At 33.1% G+C, this 21,589-nt stretch carries 17 protein-coding genes and 1 tRNA gene; 10 read left to right on the top strand and 8 right to left on the bottom strand.

Annotated features, from left to right (window positions below; all coding sequences use genetic code 11):
* Window positions 1–267: 267 nt before the first annotated feature.
* The gene (locus tag AC2TDS_RS14160; RefSeq protein WP_484736229.1) at window positions 268–546 is read left to right on the top strand and encodes a hypothetical protein; all 279 of its coding nucleotides are present in this window, start codon (window positions 268–270) and stop codon (window positions 544–546) included.
* Window positions 547–550: 4 nt separating this feature from the next.
* Here the strand turns inward: AC2TDS_RS14160 and AC2TDS_RS14155 are convergent, their stop codons facing one another.
* From AC2TDS_RS14155 to AC2TDS_RS14145, 3 genes are all read right to left on the bottom strand, one after another.
* On the bottom strand, window positions 551–1,030 hold the full coding sequence (locus tag AC2TDS_RS14155; protein ID WP_484736228.1) for an ABC transporter ATPase: 480 nt from the start codon (window positions 1,028–1,030) through the stop codon (window positions 551–553).
* Window positions 1,031–1,101: 71 nt separating this feature from the next.
* Window positions 1,102–1,692 carry a thioredoxin family protein gene (locus AC2TDS_RS14150; RefSeq protein WP_484736227.1) on the bottom strand — a complete coding sequence of 197 codons (591 nt, stop codon included), beginning with the start codon at window positions 1,690–1,692 and terminating at the stop codon, window positions 1,102–1,104.
* Window positions 1,693–1,776: 84 nt separating this feature from the next.
* Window positions 1,777–2,736, bottom strand: coding sequence for an L-threonine 3-dehydrogenase, SDR-type (locus AC2TDS_RS14145; protein ID WP_484736226.1), 960 nt, complete (start codon window positions 2,734–2,736; stop codon window positions 1,777–1,779).
* Between the two features lie 254 nt (window positions 2,737–2,990).
* Between AC2TDS_RS14145 and AC2TDS_RS14140 the strand changes: the two genes are divergently transcribed.
* Both AC2TDS_RS14140 and AC2TDS_RS14135 read left to right on the top strand, forming a co-directional pair.
* Window positions 2,991–3,419, top strand: a complete 429-nt coding sequence (locus AC2TDS_RS14140; protein ID WP_484736225.1) for a hypothetical protein — start codon at window positions 2,991–2,993, stop codon at window positions 3,417–3,419.
* 111 nt (window positions 3,420–3,530) lie between these two features.
* Complete coding sequence (locus AC2TDS_RS14135) at window positions 3,531–6,953, top strand: T9SS type A sorting domain-containing protein (RefSeq protein WP_484736224.1); 3,423 nt, start codon at window positions 3,531–3,533, stop codon at window positions 6,951–6,953.
* 51 nt (window positions 6,954–7,004) lie between these two features.
* Here AC2TDS_RS14135 and AC2TDS_RS14130 read toward each other — a convergent pair whose 3' ends face one another.
* From AC2TDS_RS14130 to AC2TDS_RS14110, 5 genes are all read right to left on the bottom strand, one after another.
* Window positions 7,005–7,478 carry a regulatory protein RecX gene (locus AC2TDS_RS14130; RefSeq protein ID WP_484736223.1) on the bottom strand — a complete coding sequence of 158 codons (474 nt, stop codon included), beginning with the start codon at window positions 7,476–7,478 and terminating at the stop codon, window positions 7,005–7,007.
* Between the two features lie 567 nt (window positions 7,479–8,045).
* Window positions 8,046–11,510, bottom strand: coding sequence for an efflux RND transporter permease subunit (locus tag AC2TDS_RS14125; RefSeq protein ID WP_484736222.1), 3,465 nt, complete (start codon window positions 11,508–11,510; stop codon window positions 8,046–8,048).
* 11 nt (window positions 11,511–11,521) lie between these two features.
* Entirely contained in the window at window positions 11,522–12,700 is a 1,179-nt protein-coding gene (locus AC2TDS_RS14120) for an efflux RND transporter periplasmic adaptor subunit (protein WP_484736221.1), read from the bottom strand.
* A 7-nt stretch (window positions 12,701–12,707) separates the two neighbouring features.
* A complete protein-coding gene (locus AC2TDS_RS14115) occupies window positions 12,708–14,030 on the bottom strand; it encodes a TolC family protein (RefSeq protein WP_484736220.1) in 1,323 nt (440 codons plus the stop codon).
* Between the two features lie 3 nt (window positions 14,031–14,033).
* Window positions 14,034–14,645: a TetR/AcrR family transcriptional regulator gene (locus AC2TDS_RS14110; protein WP_484736219.1), complete on the bottom strand. Its 612-nt coding sequence runs from the start codon at window positions 14,643–14,645 to the stop codon at window positions 14,034–14,036.
* Window positions 14,646–14,771: 126 nt separating this feature from the next.
* Here AC2TDS_RS14110 and AC2TDS_RS14105 point away from each other — a divergent pair, with 126 nt between their 5' ends.
* The 7 genes from AC2TDS_RS14105 (at window position 14,772) to AC2TDS_RS14075 (ending at window position 21,075) form a co-directional block, all read left to right on the top strand.
* On the top strand, window positions 14,772–15,743 hold the full coding sequence (locus AC2TDS_RS14105) for a polyprenyl synthetase family protein (RefSeq protein WP_484736218.1): 972 nt from the start codon (window positions 14,772–14,774) through the stop codon (window positions 15,741–15,743).
* Between the two features lie 52 nt (window positions 15,744–15,795).
* A tRNA-Ile gene (locus AC2TDS_RS14100) sits at window positions 15,796–15,872 on the top strand.
* Between the two features lie 84 nt (window positions 15,873–15,956).
* Window positions 15,957–16,061 carry an ATP-binding cassette domain-containing protein gene (locus AC2TDS_RS14095; RefSeq protein WP_484736217.1) on the top strand — a complete coding sequence of 35 codons (105 nt, stop codon included), beginning with the start codon at window positions 15,957–15,959 and terminating at the stop codon, window positions 16,059–16,061.
* A gap of 252 nt (window positions 16,062–16,313) precedes the next feature.
* Window positions 16,314–16,856 (top strand): DUF1572 family protein, encoded by a 543-nt coding sequence (locus AC2TDS_RS14090; protein ID WP_484736216.1) that lies wholly within the window; start codon window positions 16,314–16,316, stop codon window positions 16,854–16,856.
* A 461-nt stretch (window positions 16,857–17,317) separates the two neighbouring features.
* Window positions 17,318–17,653 carry a hypothetical protein gene (locus AC2TDS_RS14085; RefSeq protein WP_484736215.1) on the top strand — a complete coding sequence of 112 codons (336 nt, stop codon included), beginning with the start codon at window positions 17,318–17,320 and terminating at the stop codon, window positions 17,651–17,653.
* A 517-nt stretch (window positions 17,654–18,170) separates the two neighbouring features.
* Window positions 18,171–19,439, top strand: coding sequence for a glycosyl hydrolase family 18 protein (locus AC2TDS_RS14080; RefSeq protein WP_484736214.1), 1,269 nt, complete (start codon window positions 18,171–18,173; stop codon window positions 19,437–19,439).
* Between the two features lie 361 nt (window positions 19,440–19,800).
* Window positions 19,801–21,075 (top strand): alpha/beta hydrolase-fold protein, encoded by a 1,275-nt coding sequence (locus AC2TDS_RS14075; RefSeq protein ID WP_484736213.1) that lies wholly within the window; start codon window positions 19,801–19,803, stop codon window positions 21,073–21,075.
* Window positions 21,076–21,589: the final 514 nt, after the last annotated feature.

Here is a 21,589-nt window from a genome sequence, read left to right as displayed (position 1 = left end):
AAAATGATATTAACACCATTTACCATTTGAATTTACCATAATAAAACATCCTTTTTTTCCCTTTCTATTTCAATGCAAAAAGAAATCATAACTACTGCTATTATTCTATTAATACGATTTACAGATACATATTTCGTATATAGGTATTGAATTATTTTAAGTTAGTTTAAGGCATAAAACTTTAGCATAGCCAAGCTATGGTTAAGTTTTATAACGCAAAAATAGCTACAAAACAAATAATAGATATGCGAAATATTTATTTGTAAATTGTATAATTCCATACCAGCCCATGCCAGTTTGCGATACCATATTAGCGCTAAAACTAGTAAAGCTTTTTTTATTGAAACCAGTTATGATAAAATGTTTCGTTTATCGACAAAATTCTACAACGGGAACTACTACAAAACAGCAGTTAACCTTCTCTCTTTAGGTGATAATCGTTGGAACGGAATACTGCGGTTACATTTTAATCGAAAGAAAATAGCGGAGTTCAAAATTGGTAATCTTGACAGTATTGCTATCGGAATTGGTTTTTCTTTATTCTAAGCTCTTATAAAAATCGATTATACCAACTTTCAGTAATAGGTACTTCCCAATAATTTTCAAGCTCATACTTAGTTTGAATCAAACTGTCAAAAACAACCGTTTTTGGTGAAACCGCTTTACTCTTTAGCATTTTTTTAAAAGCCTTTAGATCCTTGTACTGTACAAATTCTCCTTGCTTAAAACACACATTCATTTTATCAAGAAGTTGAACATTGTATGTATTCTGCAACTCTAAAATAAAACCTACTTGCTGATCAATATCCGAATTGGTTAATTGTACATTTTCTTCAGCGTATACAATCACAAATCGATCATACAATAATTTATAAGAGGCCTTAAAGTCACTATCCTCTGCTTTCCACTGCGCAATAAAACTTTCCGTCTTATTTTTCAACTCATCTATCTCCTGAACATAAAACTTTCTACTCGAAGGATACACCCAAACTCTCGCATTATCAGACAATAAATCACTATCTACAAACATGTTGTTTTTTTCGCAAAGATACCAAAAGAAAAACCCCATTAACCATATTGATCAAATAGATTTTAAATTAATTATCGCAACAATAGCACTAGCTCCTCTTCTATATTCTTGCCTTTGTTCTTATTGTACCAAATTTGCAAATCTTTTTTGAACTCTGCATCCAATGCCCCTTTTTTCTCTTTGTATTCTTTTACCATTTGTGTTGCTTCAGAAGGTCTTGGCCCCCATGTTCCTATCACTTTATTTTCTTCGTCCAAAGCAATCAATTTTGGGATAGACTTATTCCCATTGGTTAAAAATTGATCCATGAGTTCTACATTCTCATCTCTTAAAACCAAAGTAAGGTTTATATAGGGACTTTCCATTGCAATTTTATTTATAACAGGCAAACTGTGAGCAGCATCTCCACACCAGCCTTCTGTCAGAACCAACCAAGTCTGCTGTTTATTCATTTTTTTTACTCCTTCTAAAACCTCCTCAGATATCGTAATTTTTTTATCTAAACGACTCATTCTCCTATCGTTTAGCACACTATAATTCAACAGTTCTTCCGATTGCCTTTCTCCTGTAGATTTACCTTCTGCTACAAGTGAGCTTACTAAAAACCTATATGCGTCATACGAAATCCCTTTGTGTAATGATTTTTCTATAATTTCTTTCATCTAACTATTCTTTTATCAAAAGCAACCTATCAAAAACAGCTGCCTATTCGGTATATTTTACTTAGACGTGGTTTTCATAGTTACTTACACATGTAAATCTTTATGCTCTTTAAGCTTGGTAATAATTTCTTCTGTCATTGAAGCTAAGTTGTATGTATGCTCCCATCCCCAATCTTTTCTAGCTTTCGAATCGTCAATAATTCTCGGCCATGAATTGGCTATTTCTTGCCTAAAATCAGGATTATATGTAATTGAAAAATTAGGCACATGTTTTCTTATTTCATCAGCAATTTCTTTTGGAGTAAAACTTATTGCCGCTAAATTATACGATGTTCTTATTTTAATTTTATGAGCTTCGGCCCGCATGATATTAATCGTAGCATTGATAGCATCCTCCATATACATCATAGGGAGTCTTGTGTCTTCACTTAAAAAGCATTCAAACTCACCTTTTTTCAATGCTTCAAAATAAATATCAACGGCATAATCAGTTGTCCCTCCTCCTGGTAAAGTTTTCCAACTAATTATTCCTGGATAGCGAATGCTTCGTACATCAACTCCATATTTTTCATGGTAGTAGTTACACCAATGTTCTCCAGCAACTTTACTTATACCATAAACTGTTGATGGTTCCATAACCGTTTGCTGTGGTGTATTTATTTTTGGTGAAGTGCTGCCAAATACAGCCATCGAACTTGGCCAATAAACTTTCTCAATGTGTTTCTCTTTTGCCAGGTCTAATACCGCTAATAATGAGGTCATATTTAGATCCCACGCCTTTCGTGGATATTTTTCAGCAGTAGCCGACAACATGGCTGCCATTAAATACACAACATTAACGTTGTATTTTTTTATAACTTCTAAGATTCGATCTTTATCCACTGCATCGACAATCTCAAAAGGTCCAGAAGCAATAAAATCCTCACTTCCTTCTCTAATATCGGAAGCAATTACAGATTGTTCTCCATAAACCACTCTAAGCCTTTCAGTTAATTCTGTACCGATCTGACCACAGGCACCAATTATTAATATCGTATCACTCATTATCAAAAATTCAAAAAGATAGGCTTACAAAAGTATTAAATTTAACATTTGATAAAACAAAAATATTGCTTTTTAAATATTAATAAAATTAAATTACAGTTTGTACGTCTGCTATAAATATGTAATTTTACCCTATGATGTATTTTAAACGACTTTTAGTTAAGTGCTTCCACCTATTTTTCATAACCGCTTTGTTGTTGAGCTGTTCTCCCAAGGAAAATAAGACCCAAAAAAACAATTTGAAGTATAATGGTATGAGTATCGTAAACTCATATCAATACAAAGAGCTGGACGGTTCATCACTCAAAAAAATAGCTGAATGGGCTGAATATTTTGATTTGAAAAACTTTCTTGATGAATACACTGAAATATCAGCTCGAGAGGCGCTAAATAATGCTTTAGAGTTAAAAGGTTTAACAAAAAAAGCAAAAAGCAGTAATAAAGTAAAAATTTTGCAAACAGACGCTTTTAAAGCTAGAATCAATGTTTTTGAAAACGAAGTTTTACGATTAGCCGATATGACATATATCCCTTCTATAACCTCACATCAAGTAAACAAACAAATAGCCAAAATTTTCACCACCTTTAATAGCCTTAACTCGAAAATCAACGCAATCTATAGAAAAAAGATCATTAACAGCTCTGTTAAAATTGACAGTATTTTTAAGAAAATACAGAAATAATGCAAAAAAAAAACACTATCGTTTAAGGTTAAATACAATTAAACATATTAAATTTGTGTTATAACTATGTTAATTTGACATAATAATACTAACTATTACAATTTTTTTAGGATGAAAAAAACAATTACCCTATTATTTTTCATGCTGTCCTTATGTTTTTATGGGCAGATCCAGAAAAATAGTCCTTGGATGCAAGAAAACAACGAATTATCTAAAAAACAATCAATTACCTTAAAAGATGTTTCTAAAGCAGCTGAAGCCTATTTTGAAACGTTAGACCGCACTAAAAAAGGTAGCGGATTCAAACCATTTAAAAGATGGGAATACCATTGGTCTCACTACTTGAGACCTGACGGAACTATTGCCCCTGCTTCTGATTTATGGGATGCTTGGAGACAAAAAAAAGAATTAAGTGCTCAAAACAAAACGAACAATGGTGAATGGTTACCTTTAGGGCCTTTCGAAAATTCAAACAGATACAGTGCTTATAATTTTAAACAAACCGGACAAGGTCGTGTAAATGCCATTGCTGTAGACCCAAGTAATTCTAATACTTATTACGTTGGATCACCAGCCGGTGGTATTTGGAAATCTACAGATGCAGGTTTGAACTGGGAGCCTTTGACCGATTATTTACCTCAAATTGGTGTGTCTGGTATTGCTGTTCACCCAACCGACTCAAAGACCATATATATCGCAACAGGTGACGACGATGCTACTGACTCTTACGCTGTTGGTGTATGGAAATCAACTGATGGGGGTGCTACTTGGAACAATACAGGTGCTATACCAGGAAACCCTGGTTCTATGAATGAAATTTACATCAACCCGAACTCGACTGAGACTGTCTTAGTGGCAACGAGCTCAGGGGTTCAAAAAACGACCAATGGCGGTACTTCATGGACTACAAAACTTAGTGGGAATATTTTAGACATTAAAATGAAGCCAGGTGACTCAAACATTTGGTATGCATTGAGTCGTGATAAATTCTACAAATCAACTAATGGAGGAGAAAGTTTCACAGAAAAAACTGTAACAGGATTGAGTAATTCTTCAAGAATGACTATGGATGTAACTATTGCAGACCCAAGTGTTGTTTACCTTGTTAGTGCAGGTACTAGTAATAGTAATTTTAACGGGATATACAAATCAACAAATAGCGGTGATTCTTTTACCAAAACAACCGAAACTAATAATATCTTTGGTAGCTCACAGGCATGGTTCGATTTAGCAATAACAGTATCAGCTAACAATGCAAATATTGTTTATGTAGGTGTACTTGATGTTTGGAAGTCTACGAACGGAGGAAATTCTTTTTCAAAACTTAATAATTGGGCAGACCCAAATACTACTTCATATACGCACGCTGACATACACTTTTTAAGATTTATTGACGGCAAGTTCTTTGCAGGTACCGATGGAGGAATTTACATGTCTACAGATGAAGGAGTTAATTTTACAGACCTTACCAAAAAGATCGCTATTAGTCAATTTTACAGAATTTCAGTATCTCAACAAAAAGCCGACGCTATTGCTGGTGGACTTCAAGATAACGGAGGTTTTGGTTTAACCGATGAAAATTGGTATAATTATCATGGTGGCGATGGTATGGAAGGAGTTGTGGATGTGAATAATGCGAATATCTATTATGGTTTCACTCAATACGGAGGACGATTAAATGTTTCTGAGGATGGTGGAGTAAGCCAGGCCTATTCAGTGGTTGCACCAGCAGCTGAACGAGGCGTAAATGACTCAGGAGGTAAATGGATTACACCTATGTCTATGAACAGCTCAGGAGAACTATATTCAGGTTATAGTCAAGTATATAAGCTAGAAAACAAAGACTGGGTACAAGTATCGAATAACGCTCCATTTGGTGGAGATTTAGACAACTTAGAAATAGACCCGAATGATGATAATTTCATGCTAGCCTCAACAGGCTTTAGTTTGTATAAAACAACGGACAAAGGGGTTAATTTCACGAAAATTCCTGCAGCCTTAGGAGAAATACAATCTATCGAAATTAGTAATACTGATTCGAATACGGTATGGATCGCTACATCTACTAGTGTTTTTAAATCAACCAACATTAAAAGTGCTTCACCTACGTTTACTAACATTACTGGAAACTTGCCTTCTGAGTCTAAAACAGTAATAAAACACCATGAAAGAAGTGGTAACAATACTGTATATTTAGGAACAACACTAGGTGTATACTATATCAATGATGACGAAAGCGAATGGCTAACTTATGATAGTGGATTACCCAACACGAAAATTAGAGATCTAGATATCAACGAAGAAGAATCAACATTATATGCCGCAACTTATGGTAGAGGTATTTTTTCTACGGATATCCCTAGACAATTACCTGCAACTGATGTTCGATTAGTATCAATTCTAGCTCCTTCTGGTGCAATCATAAACACCTCCGGAGATATCCAGCCTAGCATAAAAGTAAAAAACCAAGGAACTGAAACTATTTCTGACATTGCTATTGAATATCAATTCAATAGCGGAACCGTAAAAACTCAAAATTGGAGTGGAAGTTTAGCTTCAGAAGATGAATTACAAATAGATCTTCAAGCCGAAACACTATCGCTAGGAAAATATGTATTAAGTGTTACAACTACCACCAATAATGATACCTATGTATCAAACAACACTACTGACATTTCATTTATGGTCAATAATTTTGATAGTACACCAACTACAATTAACTCTTTTGAAAATGCAGAAGATGCATTACTCACTGAAAATGACATGTGGGAGCTTGGTAATGTAAATAAAGTATTATTAAAAACTCCTAGCGGGTCAAATGCGTACGCTACAAAGCTAGTAGGCAATCATCCTGATCAGACTACAGGATATCTTTATACACGATACTATAATTTAACAGAAATTACCAATCCTGTATTAAGGTTTAAAATGGCTTTTGATATTGAGAACGAATGGGATCATATGTATGTTGAATACTCAAATGACAAAGGAATTAATTGGACTATTTTAGGTACGGCAAACGACAGCAATTGGTATAATAGCGGCGCTACTTCAACACCTATTTTTACACCATTACCAGGTAAACAATGGACTGGAGAAGGGGAAAACAATAATCCTTTAGGAGGCACGAATGCCACGGTGCATGATTATAGCTACGATTTAGCTGCCCTACAAGGTGAATCAGAAATTCTTTTCAGATTTGTATTTGTTGCTGACCAAGCTACAAATGAAGAAGGCGCAGTTATTGATGACCTTGTAATTGAAGGAACCCTGTCGAATACTGACATAACATTTTTAGACGCTATTTTAGTTTCGCCAAATCCATCTAAAGACATTTTTAACTTACAGTGGAAATCACAAGGAGATGTTATGAATCTTTCGGTTTTTGATGTTACCGGTAAAAAAGTATTCTCGAAGAAAAAGATCCAAGAAGACAGTTTCAAGCTAGATATGACTAGCTTTACTAGTGGTATTTATTTCTTAAACATGAATACAAATGGAAAATTTGCTACTAAAAAACTAGTTTTACAATAGTTAAAAACCACATAAAACTGAAAAGCTTCCTGATTACATCAGGAAGCTTTTTTAGCTAAAATCATAAGTATTGAGAACCTTCATAATCAAATCACTTTCAAAACCTTTATATTTCAAAAAGTCATAAAGTTTCTTCTTACGCTTATAAAGGTCTATTTCTTTTAATAGTACCTTCTTTTTTTCTAACAATGTATGTATGGTATCAAGGTAATCATCCGAATCGATCTCTTTAAGGGCTTGTTTTATATTATAAACAGAGATATCTCTAAGCTTCAACTCTCTGACTATTCTTTCTCTACCCCATTTTTTTATTCTAAACTTACCCCTTGCAAAACTTTTGGAAAATCGCTCTTCATTCAAAAAATCATCTTGTAACAAGTGTAATAAAATATAATCTCTCGCTTCTGGTATTAAATCAAAGTCGTTAAGTTTCTTTTCCACCTCTTTATGACACCGATCTTGGTATACACAATACTGTTCAATCTTTCTTTTAACTTCATTTACCGTAAACACTTTTTTCTTCATGAATTAACACTTAACAACTTCTCAAAATCTCTCATACCGATTTTAGTTAGATTTACTCAATCATTTCCTTGTAATCAAGCTTTTATGCTATCTATAGATCGGCATTTACCATAAACAATTATGAACGATAAATTTACATCAGAAATGTTATAAGATTCTAACCTTAGGAAGCAAAGATATTTCAAACCATTAAAACCAAGAAAGAACAGTTACCTAATTTTACTCAAAAATCGTTTTATCTTTTATCTTATACAGGTTCATAGGCAAAAACACTCAATCATTTCCTGGCAGTCATACTTGTCTTTTATACCGATTGGAATTTGAAACTACCTCTTAATTTCATTTTAATCATTAAAAGATTCCAAATAACGAACAGCATTACCTCCTCAAAGTAGAGGAATATCAGTGCATAATAGTATCATATAAAGACCGGCATTTACCATAAAATTATGATCGGTAAATTAACAATAGAAATGGTATCACTAGATCATCTGGGTGCATTGCCATCATAAAAAAAAGGCTAAAGATTCAGTATCTTTAGCCTTTAATAGTTAACAAATAAATCAATTATACAACACTACGTAACCACATTTTAAACTTTGTGATCAAATAGAATAATATAGGTACTACCACCAACGTTAAGAAGGTAGCTATCAATAATCCATAAATTACGGTCCATGCTAATGGCCCCCAGAAAATCACGTTATCACCACCGATATATATATTAGGATCAAAATCACCAAAAAGGGTAAAGAAATTAATATTAAACCCTGTTGCCAATGGTATTAAACCTAAAATAGTAGTAATTGCAGTTAATAAAACAGGGCGTAAACGGGCTCTTCCTCCTCTAATGATCGCCTCTCTTAACGTAACCACGTCTACAAAGTCATTTGGATCAATATTGTTTTCCACTTTTTTACGATCAATTAACAACTGTGTATAATCTAATAATACCACGCCATTATTTACTACAATACCTGCAAGTGAAATAATTCCCATCATGGTCATCATAATAACAAACGGTTTCGCCGTAATAATTAAGCCTCCAAAAACACCAATTAAGCTCAAGAAAATTGCCAACATAATAATAGCCGGTTTAGACACTGAATTAAATTGGAAAATTAGAATAAAAAATATCAATCCTAAGCCAACAAAGAATGCTCCCATTAAAAAGTTCATTTGTTTCTTTTGTTCTTCAATTTGGCCAGTATAGTCAATTTTCACTGTAGATGGTTGTTCTGTGAACGTTTTCATCTCATTCTTAATCTTTTCTACAATAGCACTTGCGTCTGTATAGCCAGGAGCTAATGCCGAATATACCGTCACAACTCTCTTCGCATATTTATGCTTAATCGCACTAAATCCAGAAGTATTGGTTTGGTTTGCTACTACTGATACAGGAATTGTTTTTATTTGACCATTTGACGGATCTCTAAATGTTATTTTTTGATTGAATAAAGCACTGGTATTATACCTCTCTTCTTTATTAAATCGAACATAAATATCGTAATCTTCGCCATCTTCTTTATAGATTCCTGCTTTTGCTCCGAATATAGCGTTACGTAATTGTTGACCAACTTGTGCAGAGCTTACGCCTAATTCGCCAGCCTTTTTACGATCTACATTCACCAACATTACAGGTTTAGACTTATTTACGTCAATTTTTAATTCATCAATACCCGGAATACTTTTAGAATTGATAAAGTCACGCATTTTTTCTGCAGTATTAATCAATTCACCATAATCTTTCCCTTCCAATTCAACATTAATAGGATATCCGGCTGGTGGCCCAACAGCTTCCTTTTCAACAGAAATAGCCAAACCTGGATAAATTCCTTTCAGAGCTTCCGTTACTTTCTTCTGTAACTCCTTACTATCGGCACCTCTACGATACTTAAACTCTCTCATTGATGCGGTAATTTTACCTCTATGCGGCATTTCTGCAGTAGAGCCTCCATCTGTTTGAGGGTTTCCTGACCCTGCCCCTACCTGAGAAACAGCACTTTCCACTAGAAAATTATAACCGTTATCTAGATATTCAGGAGAGTTCAAGACCTTATAAACACGTTCTTCCAAATCTTTCATGATTGTGTTTGTCTTGCTGATATCTGTTCCCTGCGGATATTCTATATACACAATGATTTGGTTAGGTGTATTATCAGGGAAAAACTCAACTTTTGTTCGTTGACTCTTAATTGACGCACCAAAACCTCCAAAAGCGATGAATAATAACACCACCGTTATTCCTGAAATCACATAGGGCCTGTATCCTTTTAAAACCGTTCGTAACGATTTTTCATAAAAAAGTTCCCAACGTGGTAATATTTTATTTTGAAAAGCATTCGCCCAAGGTCGTAATGCAATTCGGTATACCCATAACATAATTGAGGTAAAAACCATTACCGTTCCTAAGCCTCTGTATTCACCTCCTACGACAACAATTAATAAACCTATCGCGAATAAGATTAAGGACAACGTAATGATACGTTTTAACGGCATATTTTTATCTTCTGTACTCATTAGTTGTGACACCATCACTGAGTTAAAGAAAATAGCTACAAATAGAGAAGACCCAAGAACTACGGATAGTGTTATTGGGAAGTAAATCATAAATTGCCCCATTGTACCTGGCCACATTCCTAAGGGAACAAAAGCCGCTACTGTTGTCAATGTTGAGATAATTATAGGAAAGGCAATTTCTCCAATTCCTTTTTTTGCTGCCTCAATTCTAGGCATTCCCTCGTCCATTAAACGATACACATTTTCAACCACTACAATTCCGTTATCTACTAACATTCCAAGTCCCATAATCAATCCAAAAAGGATCATGGTGTTCATAGTATAACCTAACCAGTTTAAAATCATTAACGACATAAACATCGACATCGGAATGGCAAAACCAACAAATAGCGCATTTTTAAATCCGAGGAAAAACATAAGTACTAACACCACTAATATTACCCCGAAAATAATATTGTTTACTAGATCATCTACTTGACCTATGGTTTTAGATGATTGATCATTGGCTATAGTTACCTTTAAATTGCTAGGTAACACATCAGCTTTCGCATCTTTAACAATTTGCTGAATTTTTTCAGCAGCTTCAACCATGTTTTTACCCGAGCGTTTCTTAACGTCTAACATCACAACTGGGGCACCAAACTCACGTGCGTAAGTGGTCTTATCCTTGTCTTTAAAAGTAACTACAGCTAAATCTTTTAAATAAATTGAATTCCCTTTTTCAGATTTCACTACAAAATTCTGTAATTCTTGTGGTGTTGCTATCTCACCTATAATACGAATGGTACGTCTTTGGCCACTAGCAATCAGATTACCTGCCGACATCGTTAAATTTCCACCATTTACCGCATTGATAATATCTTGGAAACTAACTTTAGCTGCCATCATTTTATAGATATCAACCGCGATTTCTACTTCTTTCTCTTCAGCACCACGAATATCAACCTTTTTTATTTCTGGCAAATTCTCTATTTCTCCCTCTAAATACTCACCATATTCCTTTAATTTATCAACTGGATAGTCACCAGAAATATTTATGTTTAAGATGGGCATTTCTTCAGAAATACTTAATTCAAAAACATTCGGTTCTACTTTGGCACCATTAAAGGTAGGCCAATCCTCTCCCGATGTTTTCTGCTCTATTTCATCCTTTACTTTTTGTTTTGCTTGATCTACACTAATGTTTTCATCAAACTCTACAATAATCATGGAATAATCTTCTTGTGAGGTAGAGTTGATTTTTACCACATTACTTACCGTTTTCAACTTATCTTCTAACGGATCCGTAATTAGTTTCTCTACATCTTCTGCTGTATTTCCTGGGTATATTGAGCTAATATAAATTTTAGTTTCTCTAATCTCAGGAAAATTCTCTCTGGGCATGTTTAAAAAGGCCGAAATTCCTAATATAAGAATAAGGGTAATTAGCACGTAAATGGTCGTTTTATTACCAATTGCCCAAGAAGATAAGCCAAATTCTTTATCGACTTGTTTTTTTTGCTTTTCAGTCATTCGTCTTGATTTTATGATTCTTTAACAACCTTTAATATTTTAACCTCTTGTTGGTCTTTAACACTACGTGCTCCTTCCTGTATTATTTCGGCTCCTGTTTCTATACCAGATAAGACCTCGATAATATCTCCTTGTGTTTTTCCAGTTGTTATAATCACTTGTTTTGCTTTCCCTATATTATTTTTCACATCTTCCACTATATAAACATATTGTTCGCCTTCTGCATTCTCAGAAATAACACTCTGTGGAATTAAAATAGCTTTTGGGTTAGTATAGTCGTTAATTTTCAGTTTAGCTGTTAAATTCGGCTTGATGCTTCTATCCTTATTCGGAACTCCTATTTCTACTTTAAACGTTCTGTTTGCTGGATTTATAAAATTTCCTGCCTGACGAATGGTTGACTTAAGCACCTTATCAAGTATTGGAAATTCCACTTCCACTTCTTTTCCTTTTACAACCGATGTTATATAATTTTCAGGAACATCCGTTTCAATATACATATCTTGCAAATTCACCACTCTGAACACCTCAGCTCCCTGCCCAGGTGCCACAACAGTTCCTTCTTCTTTTATTACATCATCTACAATACCTGTAAAAGGAGCTTTGATCACACTTTTACCCAATTGTTGCTTTAATTGATTCACGGTTCTTGACAATGCCTCATAATTGGTTTTTGTTTGCAAATACTGAATTTCTGAACCAATTTTTTGCTCCCATAGTCTTTTCTGACGATCGTAGGTAGTTTTTGCCAAACTCGCTTGTGCTTCTGCCTGCGCTACTTGTTGACTTAAACCTCCATCATCAATTTGAGCTAATCGTTGCCCTTTAACTACGTATTGTCCTTCTTTTACAAAAATTCTAACCAATTGCCCTGGCATTTCTGGATATACTAACACATTCTTTTTAGTTTGAACATTACCTTGTAAATCTAAACAATGGACAAATGATTTTTCCTGAATCTTAATGGTAGTAATTAACGGTACTTTTTTATTGGTATCTAATTTTGATATCTCTGTATTCAGTAATTTAACTTGAGTAGCTAATTCTTGTTGTTTTTTACTTAACTCGTCTTTTTTAGCACGAATTGTCTTTAAATCTTGGGAGTCTATTACGCTCTCCACTGATTGCTCTTTACTTCCACATGAAGCCAAAAGTGTAACTGATAATATTATGGTTGCAATCCTTCTCATTAATTGTTTATTTAAGCGGTATATTTAATGCGTTTTCTAATTGGGCTTTTTTAGCAATGACGTTTAACATTGACTGTATATAGTTATTTTGTTGCGAGTACAACTGGTTCTGTGCTTGCAACAAATCGAAGCTAGACGAAATTCCTTCAAAAAACTTTATTTGTTGTTTTTTTTCTATACGCTCTGCTAGAGCAAGGTTCTTCTTAGCGGTGTCGTAATTTTCTAGGCTTAATTGGTATTCGCTTTTTGCTGCATTTGCTTCAAGGTTCAACTTTTGTTTTACTTCTTCTTTTTTTATTTCAGAATTTTCCAACTCAATTCTAGCTCTCGCAGTTTTTGAGCGTCTTCCAAAACTACTGAATATGGGCACATTTAAGCTCACACCAAAAACAGACGTAGGAATCCATCGTTGAGATGATTCAAAAAAAGTAAATGTTTCAGAATTTGCGAGGTATGAATAGTTAATAAACGTACTTAAACTCGGTAACGCTTTACTTTGTTCTAATTTCATTAATAACCTTTTACTTTCCTTATCATTCTCGGCCATTCTATAATCAATATGATTTTCAACATTGAAAATCTTAGCCAATAAGGTTAGATCTGTATTTGTTACCACTAAACTATCTAAAGAGTCTGTCAATACTAACTTTCTATCAATTGAATTTCCTAATGCAATATTTAACATTTGATACGCTAACTCTTTCATTCTTTTTGAATTACTCAAATTATTTTCAACATTACCAAGGGTAATTTGTAATTGTTCTACATTTTCCAACTCGGTTAATCCGTTATTATATATTTTTTGAGTTTCGTTTAGATTTTTTTGGAGAACTCTTTTATTATTCTGTAAAATTTCAATTGACTTTTCAGTAACCAGCACATTTCCATACGCATTGATAATAGCTTCTCGTGTTGCTAAGGCCGTCTTCTCTTTTACTTGTTCAGAGATTTTTAAATATGTTTTAGCTGATTGCAGACCTACCAAATAAGAACCATCAAAGATTAATTGTTTTAAGGTCACCGTTGCATTTAACGAATGTCTGGCTCCAAAATCGATAGTTCCATCCTGATTAAAATCAACCCCTGGAAATTGTCTTTTCAAGTTGTTTTGATAATCAACCTTACCGTCAATTTGTGGTAAACCGATAGTCGTTGTTTCCCATTTTCTCTCCTTAGCAGCTTCTATATTTTTCGAAGCAATTTTATTGTCGTAGTTATTTTTCATGGCATACGCTATAGCTCCTTGCATAGATATGCGCATTTCTTTTTCTTGTGCGAGTAAAAAACTCGTAAAAAAGAATACAAATACACTGTAGATGTATTTTCTCATTGGTTATTTATTTTGATTTATGATTTTTAATTGTTTCTCTAATTCTTCTATACCCTTTTCTGTGGCAATTGCTCTAATATGATATTCAAGCACTTCATACTCTATTTTCAGTACTTCCTGCATTTGATCACTGTAAGATTCGCTTTCAAACACACCAAAAATCAATAAAAAATAGAAGTTGCCTATCAGTTCTTTCTTAATGTTCTTTCTATACAATCCCTGCGCTATCCCTTTGGTCAAATTGTCAATATTACAATCTTTAAACATACATACTTCCTTTTCCATAAGTCGTGTGTAGGTTTCTGGATAGTATTTTTTTAATTGATACATGGGAGACGTTTTGGCATTTTTAAACATTTCTTTAAAAATTGCCTTTACCGCAAACTCCTCTTCAATAGCATTGTAATTCTGTTCCTTTATATAGAGTATTGTATTATCTATCTCTCGCTGCACTAATTCGGTTGCCCCATCTACCAAAGAGGCTTTGTTGGAAAAATATTTATACAATGTTTTTTTAGAAATTCCTAATTCATTAGCAATATCGTCCATCGTAATACTTTTAAACCCTAAGTTTAAAAACATCTGTCCTGATTTCTCTAAAATTTTATCTTTCATAATTAATTGCAAATGTACGTCAGGAAACTTTAGAAACAAAAAAAGTTTCCTAAGTTTTAATCTTTTTTTAACATTATGTTATGTTTACATTTTATGTTTACCTTATTTTTACAAAAAATTTCAGATTTGGACTTATTAAAATATCAATCAGACTTTTTAAACTACTTAGAAAAGCAGCGCTTTACCCGAGAACCTAAAAACCTTTATGAACCTATAGATTACATCTTACAATTAGGCGGAAAAAGAATTAGGCCAATGTTGACATTAATTGCCTGCGATGTTTTTTCAGGAAAACATACAAATGCTTTACCAGCAGCGCTTGCGATAGAAGTTTTTCACAACTTCACCTTAGTACATGATGATATTATGGATGATGCGCCTTTGCGAAGAGGTCAACAAACCGTACATGAAAAATGGGACATCAACACAGGTATTTTATCTGGTGACGCAATGCTTATTTTGGCTTACCAGTATTTTGAAAATTATGAACCTGCCATTTTTCAGCAATTAGCTTTGCTCTTTAGTAAAACGGCTCTGGAGGTTTGTGATGGTCAGCAATTAGACGTAGATTTTGAAACTAGAAACGATGTTACGATTGATGAATACATTACAATGATACGTTTAAAAACTTCTGTATTAGTAGGAGCTGCCCTAAAAATGGGAGCTATCGTTGCCAATGCCGATAACGAACAAGCCGATCATTTGTACAATTATGGGTTAAATTTAGGTATCGCATTTCAACTTCAAGACGATTATCTCGACACCTTCGGAAATCCGGAAACCTTTGGAAAACAAGTAGGAGGAGATATCATTGAAAACAAAAAAACATACTTGTATCTAAAATCGCTTGAAATAGCCAATGAAACTGATAAAAAAGAACTTTTAAATTTTTACAATGGGCATGAAAAAAGTATTGAAGAAAAAGTAAAAAACGTTACTTCCATTTTTGAAGCAAATGACATTCCTAATCACACACATCAACTTATTGAGTATTATACAAATAAAGCATTCGAATACTTAGAGCACCTACATATTTCCGATGCTGCGAAGCAGGGACTTCGAGCATTCGGTCATAATTTAATGAGCAGAAAAGTGTAAAAATTGTTTGTTATTTTAAAAAAGTTTTTATCTTTGCACACCCAAAATAACGGGTCCTATAGCTCAGTTGGTTAGAGCACCTGACTCATAATCAGGGGGTCCATGGTTCGAGCCCATGTGGGACCACCATTAAAGCATCAACTTTTGTTGATGCTTTTTTGTTATTAGTACTTAACTACTAAAGTTTTTGCACATACCTTTCAAGATTTCAACTTGAAAATAAAAAAAGGAAATATAACCACCATTATTGGAGAAAGTGGCTGTGGTAAATCTACTTTAATTTCTTTGCTACAAAAAAACATCCTTTACAAAACGTAGACGTTTCAGAACAAGGGAATCATAAAGCATTATATAATAAAAAAGGGCACTTCTTTAAGTCATGGAAACTACAAATACCAACTATAGAATAACAAAAAAATAATTGTCAACAACTAAGCATATGACGTATCGTATTCTATAATTAAAACAAATACAAGTTGTTACAAACCTTTATTCAGTTGCCTAAAATCAAGTATATTTAACCCATAAAATCGGTCATAAAAAAAGGCCGTCAATTAAAAATATAAAAAAGTGATAGAAGACTATTTAAAAAATATAAAAAAGCAATTTGAGTCATATAAACAGGTAGCAGATAAAACAATTTCACAATTAACAGAGAAAGATTTGTATTGGAAATATAATGAGGAAAGTAATGATATCGCGTGTATCATGATCCATGTGTCCGAAAATATGTTATCAAGGTGGACGGATTTTTTTGAAAGCGATGGAGAAAAAGAATGGAGAGATCGAGAAAGTGAGTTTGCAACGCAGCACTTAAGTTCTTCCGAGTTACTTGAAAGATGGGAGAAAGGATGGAATTGTCTTTATAATGCTTTAAATACTATTGACGAAAGTAATTTTGACAAACCCATTTTAATACGAAACAAAAAAGTCAAATTAATTGAGAGTATAACTCGACAAATAGCTCATTATCCATATCATATAGGTCAAATAACTTTTATTGGAAAAATGATTTTGAATACAAAATGGGATTCACCGTCAATACCAAAAGGGAAGTCCAATGAGTATATTCAGTTAGAATTTGAAAAAAATGCTACTAAAAACGAACTATAACAACTATGAACATGGCCTGCCGTTAAGAATTTACGAACACTAACCTAAAGGTATTCTCTGATTAAACAAATAAATACAACTTGTCACAAATCATTTTTAAGTTGCCTAAAATCACATATATTTAAAGTCCATGGGCAATAGTTATGAAAAAGAGATTTTGCTCAAGCCCAGTTAGCAGCAAAATAAAAACCTATTTTAATGAGAAAGAAAATACTGTTTTTTATTAAAAGTTAGCTTGTGATTTTGTTTTTCGGAATTATTTCTTGTGAAGATGATTGCGTACCATTTCCTAACAAATTTAAAATTTCCTCGTTAGGTTTTAATATAATGCAAATTGATATTGTAAATGAAAAACATGAAATTAGATTATCAGAAATTGAGACTAATTCTGTTTCATACAGAGAATACTCGATCATAATAAATGCTCAAATGGAAACATACTTTGCCTACAACAGAAAAAAATGAAAAGTGTTTTTATTGCGAGTTCTCATGCTTGCAATACAGCTCCCCCTAGTACTTATGAAAAAATAACAAATATTGAAATATTCACAAACAATGATTATAATTCATTAAATGAATCAGGGCAAAATATAAATCACTTATTTGATGTTTTAGTATTGAATTATAACAATGTTTTACCATATTATATTAAGTTTGACTTAATAGCGTATATCAACTCGACTCCAAGCATTGCTGATGAATTAATTTTTATTCTAAAAGAAGCTCCCGAAAACACCTCTAGTTTTAAATTTGAAATAAGATATCATCAAGATGGTATAGATTTGAATTATTTATAATTTTGAGACTACAGAAATTGAAATCAGAAACAATTAACAGCAATTTTCAGCAATTTATATACTGAATAAGTAACCTTAGGAATGCAAACACATCATACAAGAGACGTTGTCCGCAAGCAGAGAAAATCAAACATCAAGGTTTAAAATTAACGGAATCGCAAACCATATAGGGTTTTAATAACTGGGGTTATTATGAATCTGACATCAGGAGCTGATTGAATTTATACACGTATCCCATTTACCATTTTAACATACCTTAATAAAACGTCCTTTTTAGCTTTTATTTATTGTCGGTAAGAAGAATTACAATAGTCATTTTTTAAACGTTTAAAAAACGGATGACATTAAGGTTTTGAATACTGTTTTTCTCCATAATATTAAAATCTATAAGGCGAATATTTTAAGTACCTAGCACCAATTATATCCTTAGAAAAACATTTATAACCTACGCTTAAATAATTATATTTGGATATGAAATATATACAATTGCGTATATATGCTAGTTATACAAAACTAAATGAAGATATTCTTAATTACCATTGTTTCATTACTATTATTAACAAGATGCAACCATAATAAAACCGCTGAAAATAAGGATGTACATTTCGTATCAAACAACAGCAATTTTATCAGTCAACGACATTTGCACGAAAAAACATTTGAAGGTTTCAATTTTAAGACAGAGCAGCAATGGGATAGTCTGAACAAAATCCCCCAGAAAAAAACACTTTTCAAAAAAGGAAAAGTTCACCCAGATATCCGAACCTTTGGCTGGCACATATATTCCAATGGTTCTTCATGGAAAAACTACAATTTTTCCATGTTATGGGGTCTTTCTTATTTTTCGTACACGATCGAGCCAGAAACTGGAAACTATAAAAGTATTCATCAATGGAAAACTACTGCTTTGATTGATAGTGCTAAAGCATCTAATTGCAAGGTATTTCTTTCGGTTTCGAATTTTGGACATAACAACAACGCTATTTTTCTCGAAAATCCTAAAGCGCAAAAAACACTCATGGATAGCATTTCAAATTTATTAAAGCTGAGGTCGGCCAATGGTATAAACATTGATTTCGAAGGCGTATCGAAAAATAACAAAAAGAGTTTTACTAAATTTATTGTTGATATTTCAAATAGACTAAAGCAAGACGATCCAAACTACATGATATCTCTTTGCCTTTACGCAGAAGACTGGAACGATATTTTCGATATTCAAGCCATTGACCCCTTTGTAGATTTTTACACCTTAATGGGGTATGATTATTACGGGTCATTTAGCAAAACTACTGGACCAGTAACTCCTTTTAATCAAAGTATAAAATTTGGTAAAGGCCTAAAAAGTTCTATTAACTATTACGAAAACAAAGGAGTAGATCTCCAAAAATTAATAGTTGGACTTCCTTATTACGGTGCACAATGGAATACCAAAAAACCTATCCCAGGAGCCACTGTTTCAAAATTTATAGACCATCCACCCTACAATAGGATTCGGAAGTTCTATATTGACTCATTACAAACTCCAATAAAATTTGATTCCATAAGTGCTTCCTCCTATTTAATTGTTAAAGATCATAACTACGGGTATCGTCAACTCTTTTTCGAAGATAAAAAATCACTTTCGATCAAATATGATTGGATAAAAAAGAATCAAGTAGGAGGTGTGGGAATTTGGGCTCTAGGATATGACAATGGGTATTCAGAGCTATGGAATCTTTTAACTGAGAAGTTTTCAGCAGAACAAAATATAACTTTTCACAATCAAGTAGATAGCTCGCCTCGGTAAAGAAGAGAGTGCGCCTCTCGCACAACGTACATAAAGTTATAGCATGCAGCAGTTCATGCATAATGACACCCAAGTTATTTTCAACTTATATCATTGCCGATAGTTATTTGAAACATTTTAATGAATGAAACGAAATTAGTGAGTAACCTTTTTACCTAAGAATAGGCATCACAAGTTTGTACAAACCATTTTCAAATTGCCTAAAATCACTTATATTTATGCCGTTTATGACTAAAATCTGCATAAAAAAGGGACTTAAATTGGTATTAGGCCCTATGCGCAGTAGTTATGAAAAAAATGGAGTTTGTTCGCAGACTCACGTTAGACTTAGTAAAAAAATAAAACTTATTAAAACAATAAAATGACAAGTAGTTTAAGGATAGTATTAACAATAATAATCGTAGTTTTCTTTCAACAATTTGGAAAAGCTCAAGAAGATCATAATCAACAATATTTGCAAAAAGTTGGGGTTTTAGATAGTGTATATTCCAAAAACCTAAAAGAGCACAGGAAAATTTATGTGCAACTACCTGCAAATTATAATCCAACTACAAACCAAAAATATCCTGTATTATATGTATTGGATGGAGAAGTATTCCTACCCACTGTTACTAATGTTCACAATTTTTATAGTGGTGGCTTTGTACCTGAAATGATTATTATTGGCATTTCTAACAACAGTAACAGAACACGTGACTTAACAACTTCAAAAGTAACGGAGATGTACGGAATGCCTTTTGAACAAGTAAATGGAGAAGCGGCTAATTTCAGTAAATTTATAGAGACTGAACTAATTCCATTTGTAGAAAATAAATATCCCGTTACTAATTTCAGAACTTTAATAGGGCATTCCTATGGAGGTTTATTCACAATTTACACACTGATTAATAATTCACATTTATTTTCAAATTATTTAGCCATTGACCCAAGTCTAGATTGGGATAGTCAAAAATTATTAAACGAAGCAAAAGAAAAACTCGCAAGGAAGAGCTATAAAGGGAAATCCCTCTTTATGTCTTTAGGTGGTCAATTGCATATGCAAAACCCTAAAGTTACTATAGAGAATGTGATGCAAGACACATCAGATTTCACCCTATTTGCAAGATCAAATATTACTTTTTCAAACATAGTAAAACAAAACAAAAACAATGGGTTAGCATTCAAATGGAAGTTCTATCCATATGATTTACACGGGACTATTTCATTTCCATCTATAATGGATGGGTTAATCTTTGATTTTGAATGGTACCAGATGGAAAATACGGACAAATTCAATTCTCCAGAGACTTCAAAAGAAGAATTATTTACTATCATAAACAATCGTGCCGACAAACTTAAAAGTTATTTTGGCTATGCCGTTCCGCCCTACCCACAAGAATTATTGAACATGTCGGGGTACATGAGTTTAGATATGAAGCAATTAGAAAAATCTAAAATGTTTTTTGAATTAGCTATGAAATATTATCCAAATAGCGCCAACGTTTATGATTCTATGGCAGATTATTACGAAAGAAACAATGATTACAAAAATGCTTTGAGTTTTGTAATCAAAGCTTTTAAAATAAGCGGTGAAGAACGTCATAAGCAAAGAATTGAAAACTTAAAAGAGAAAATAGCAGAGACGACTAACAACTAGGAATATGGCTTTCCGTATTCTATGATTAAAATAAATACAATTCAGTACACACCTTTTTCAGTTGCCTTAAATCAAGTGTATTTAAACCCTATGCGCAGTAGTTATGAAAAAACATCGATACCGAATTATATAACTTTCTGTTAAATTCAGCAGAAAAGCTAGCAACTTTATCTGATTCCGAAAAAGAGAAAACACCACTAATTTTTAAGGCTATTGAAAAAATCTTTAATGAATTAGACGATTCAGATAAAATCACTGAAATCTATTTTCACGAAGGTCAGCATGCAAAAACTTCAAGAGAAATACAAGAACCAATTTTACACTTGACTGATTATGGAAAGGATGATATTATTGAAGAGATTCTGGTCAAAAGTGGGCTTTTTGAATACGAAACTAAAAGATCTTGGTGGAAGTTTTGGAAACAAACTATTTCCTGCTAATTATATGACGTGCCGTATTCTATGACTAAGACAAATAAACACCATCAACTATTTTAGAAAAAACTTCCCCTCTT

It is taken from the genome of Tenacibaculum profundicola (assembly GCF_057220795.1).
Note: the sequence above shows the minus strand (reverse complement) of the source record. Positions and strands in the feature narration are given on the sequence as shown.

Excerpts from the sequence above, each read along its gene's own strand:
- AC2TDS_RS14075 (WP_484736213.1), top strand. The coding sequence starts at position 19,801 with ATGACAAGTAGTTTAAGGATAGTATTAACAATAATAATCGTAGTTTTC.
- AC2TDS_RS14150 (WP_484736227.1), bottom strand. The coding sequence starts at position 1,692 with ATGAAAGAAATTATAGAAAAATCATTACACAAAGGGATTTCGTATGAC.
- AC2TDS_RS14125 (WP_484736222.1), bottom strand. The coding sequence starts at position 11,510 with ATGACTGAAAAGCAAAAAAAACAAGTCGATAAAGAATTTGGCTTATCT.
- AC2TDS_RS14145 (WP_484736226.1), bottom strand. The coding sequence starts at position 2,736 with ATGAGTGATACGATATTAATAATTGGTGCCTGTGGTCAGATCGGTACA.
- AC2TDS_RS14140 (WP_484736225.1), top strand. The coding sequence starts at position 2,991 with ATGAGTATCGTAAACTCATATCAATACAAAGAGCTGGACGGTTCATCA.
- AC2TDS_RS14135 (WP_484736224.1), top strand. The coding sequence starts at position 3,531 with ATGAAAAAAACAATTACCCTATTATTTTTCATGCTGTCCTTATGTTTT.
- AC2TDS_RS14110 (WP_484736219.1), bottom strand. The coding sequence starts at position 14,645 with ATGAAAGATAAAATTTTAGAGAAATCAGGACAGATGTTTTTAAACTTA.
- AC2TDS_RS14120 (WP_484736221.1), bottom strand. The coding sequence starts at position 12,700 with ATGAGAAGGATTGCAACCATAATATTATCAGTTACACTTTTGGCTTCA.
- AC2TDS_RS14130 (WP_484736223.1), bottom strand. The coding sequence starts at position 7,478 with ATGAAGAAAAAAGTGTTTACGGTAAATGAAGTTAAAAGAAAGATTGAA.
- AC2TDS_RS14155 (WP_484736228.1), bottom strand. The coding sequence starts at position 1,030 with ATGTTTGTAGATAGTGATTTATTGTCTGATAATGCGAGAGTTTGGGTG.
- AC2TDS_RS14115 (WP_484736220.1), bottom strand. The coding sequence starts at position 14,030 with ATGAGAAAATACATCTACAGTGTATTTGTATTCTTTTTTACGAGTTTT.
- AC2TDS_RS14085 (WP_484736215.1), top strand. The coding sequence starts at position 17,318 with ATGAAAAGTGTTTTTATTGCGAGTTCTCATGCTTGCAATACAGCTCCC.
- AC2TDS_RS14080 (WP_484736214.1), top strand. The coding sequence starts at position 18,171 with ATGAAGATATTCTTAATTACCATTGTTTCATTACTATTATTAACAAGA.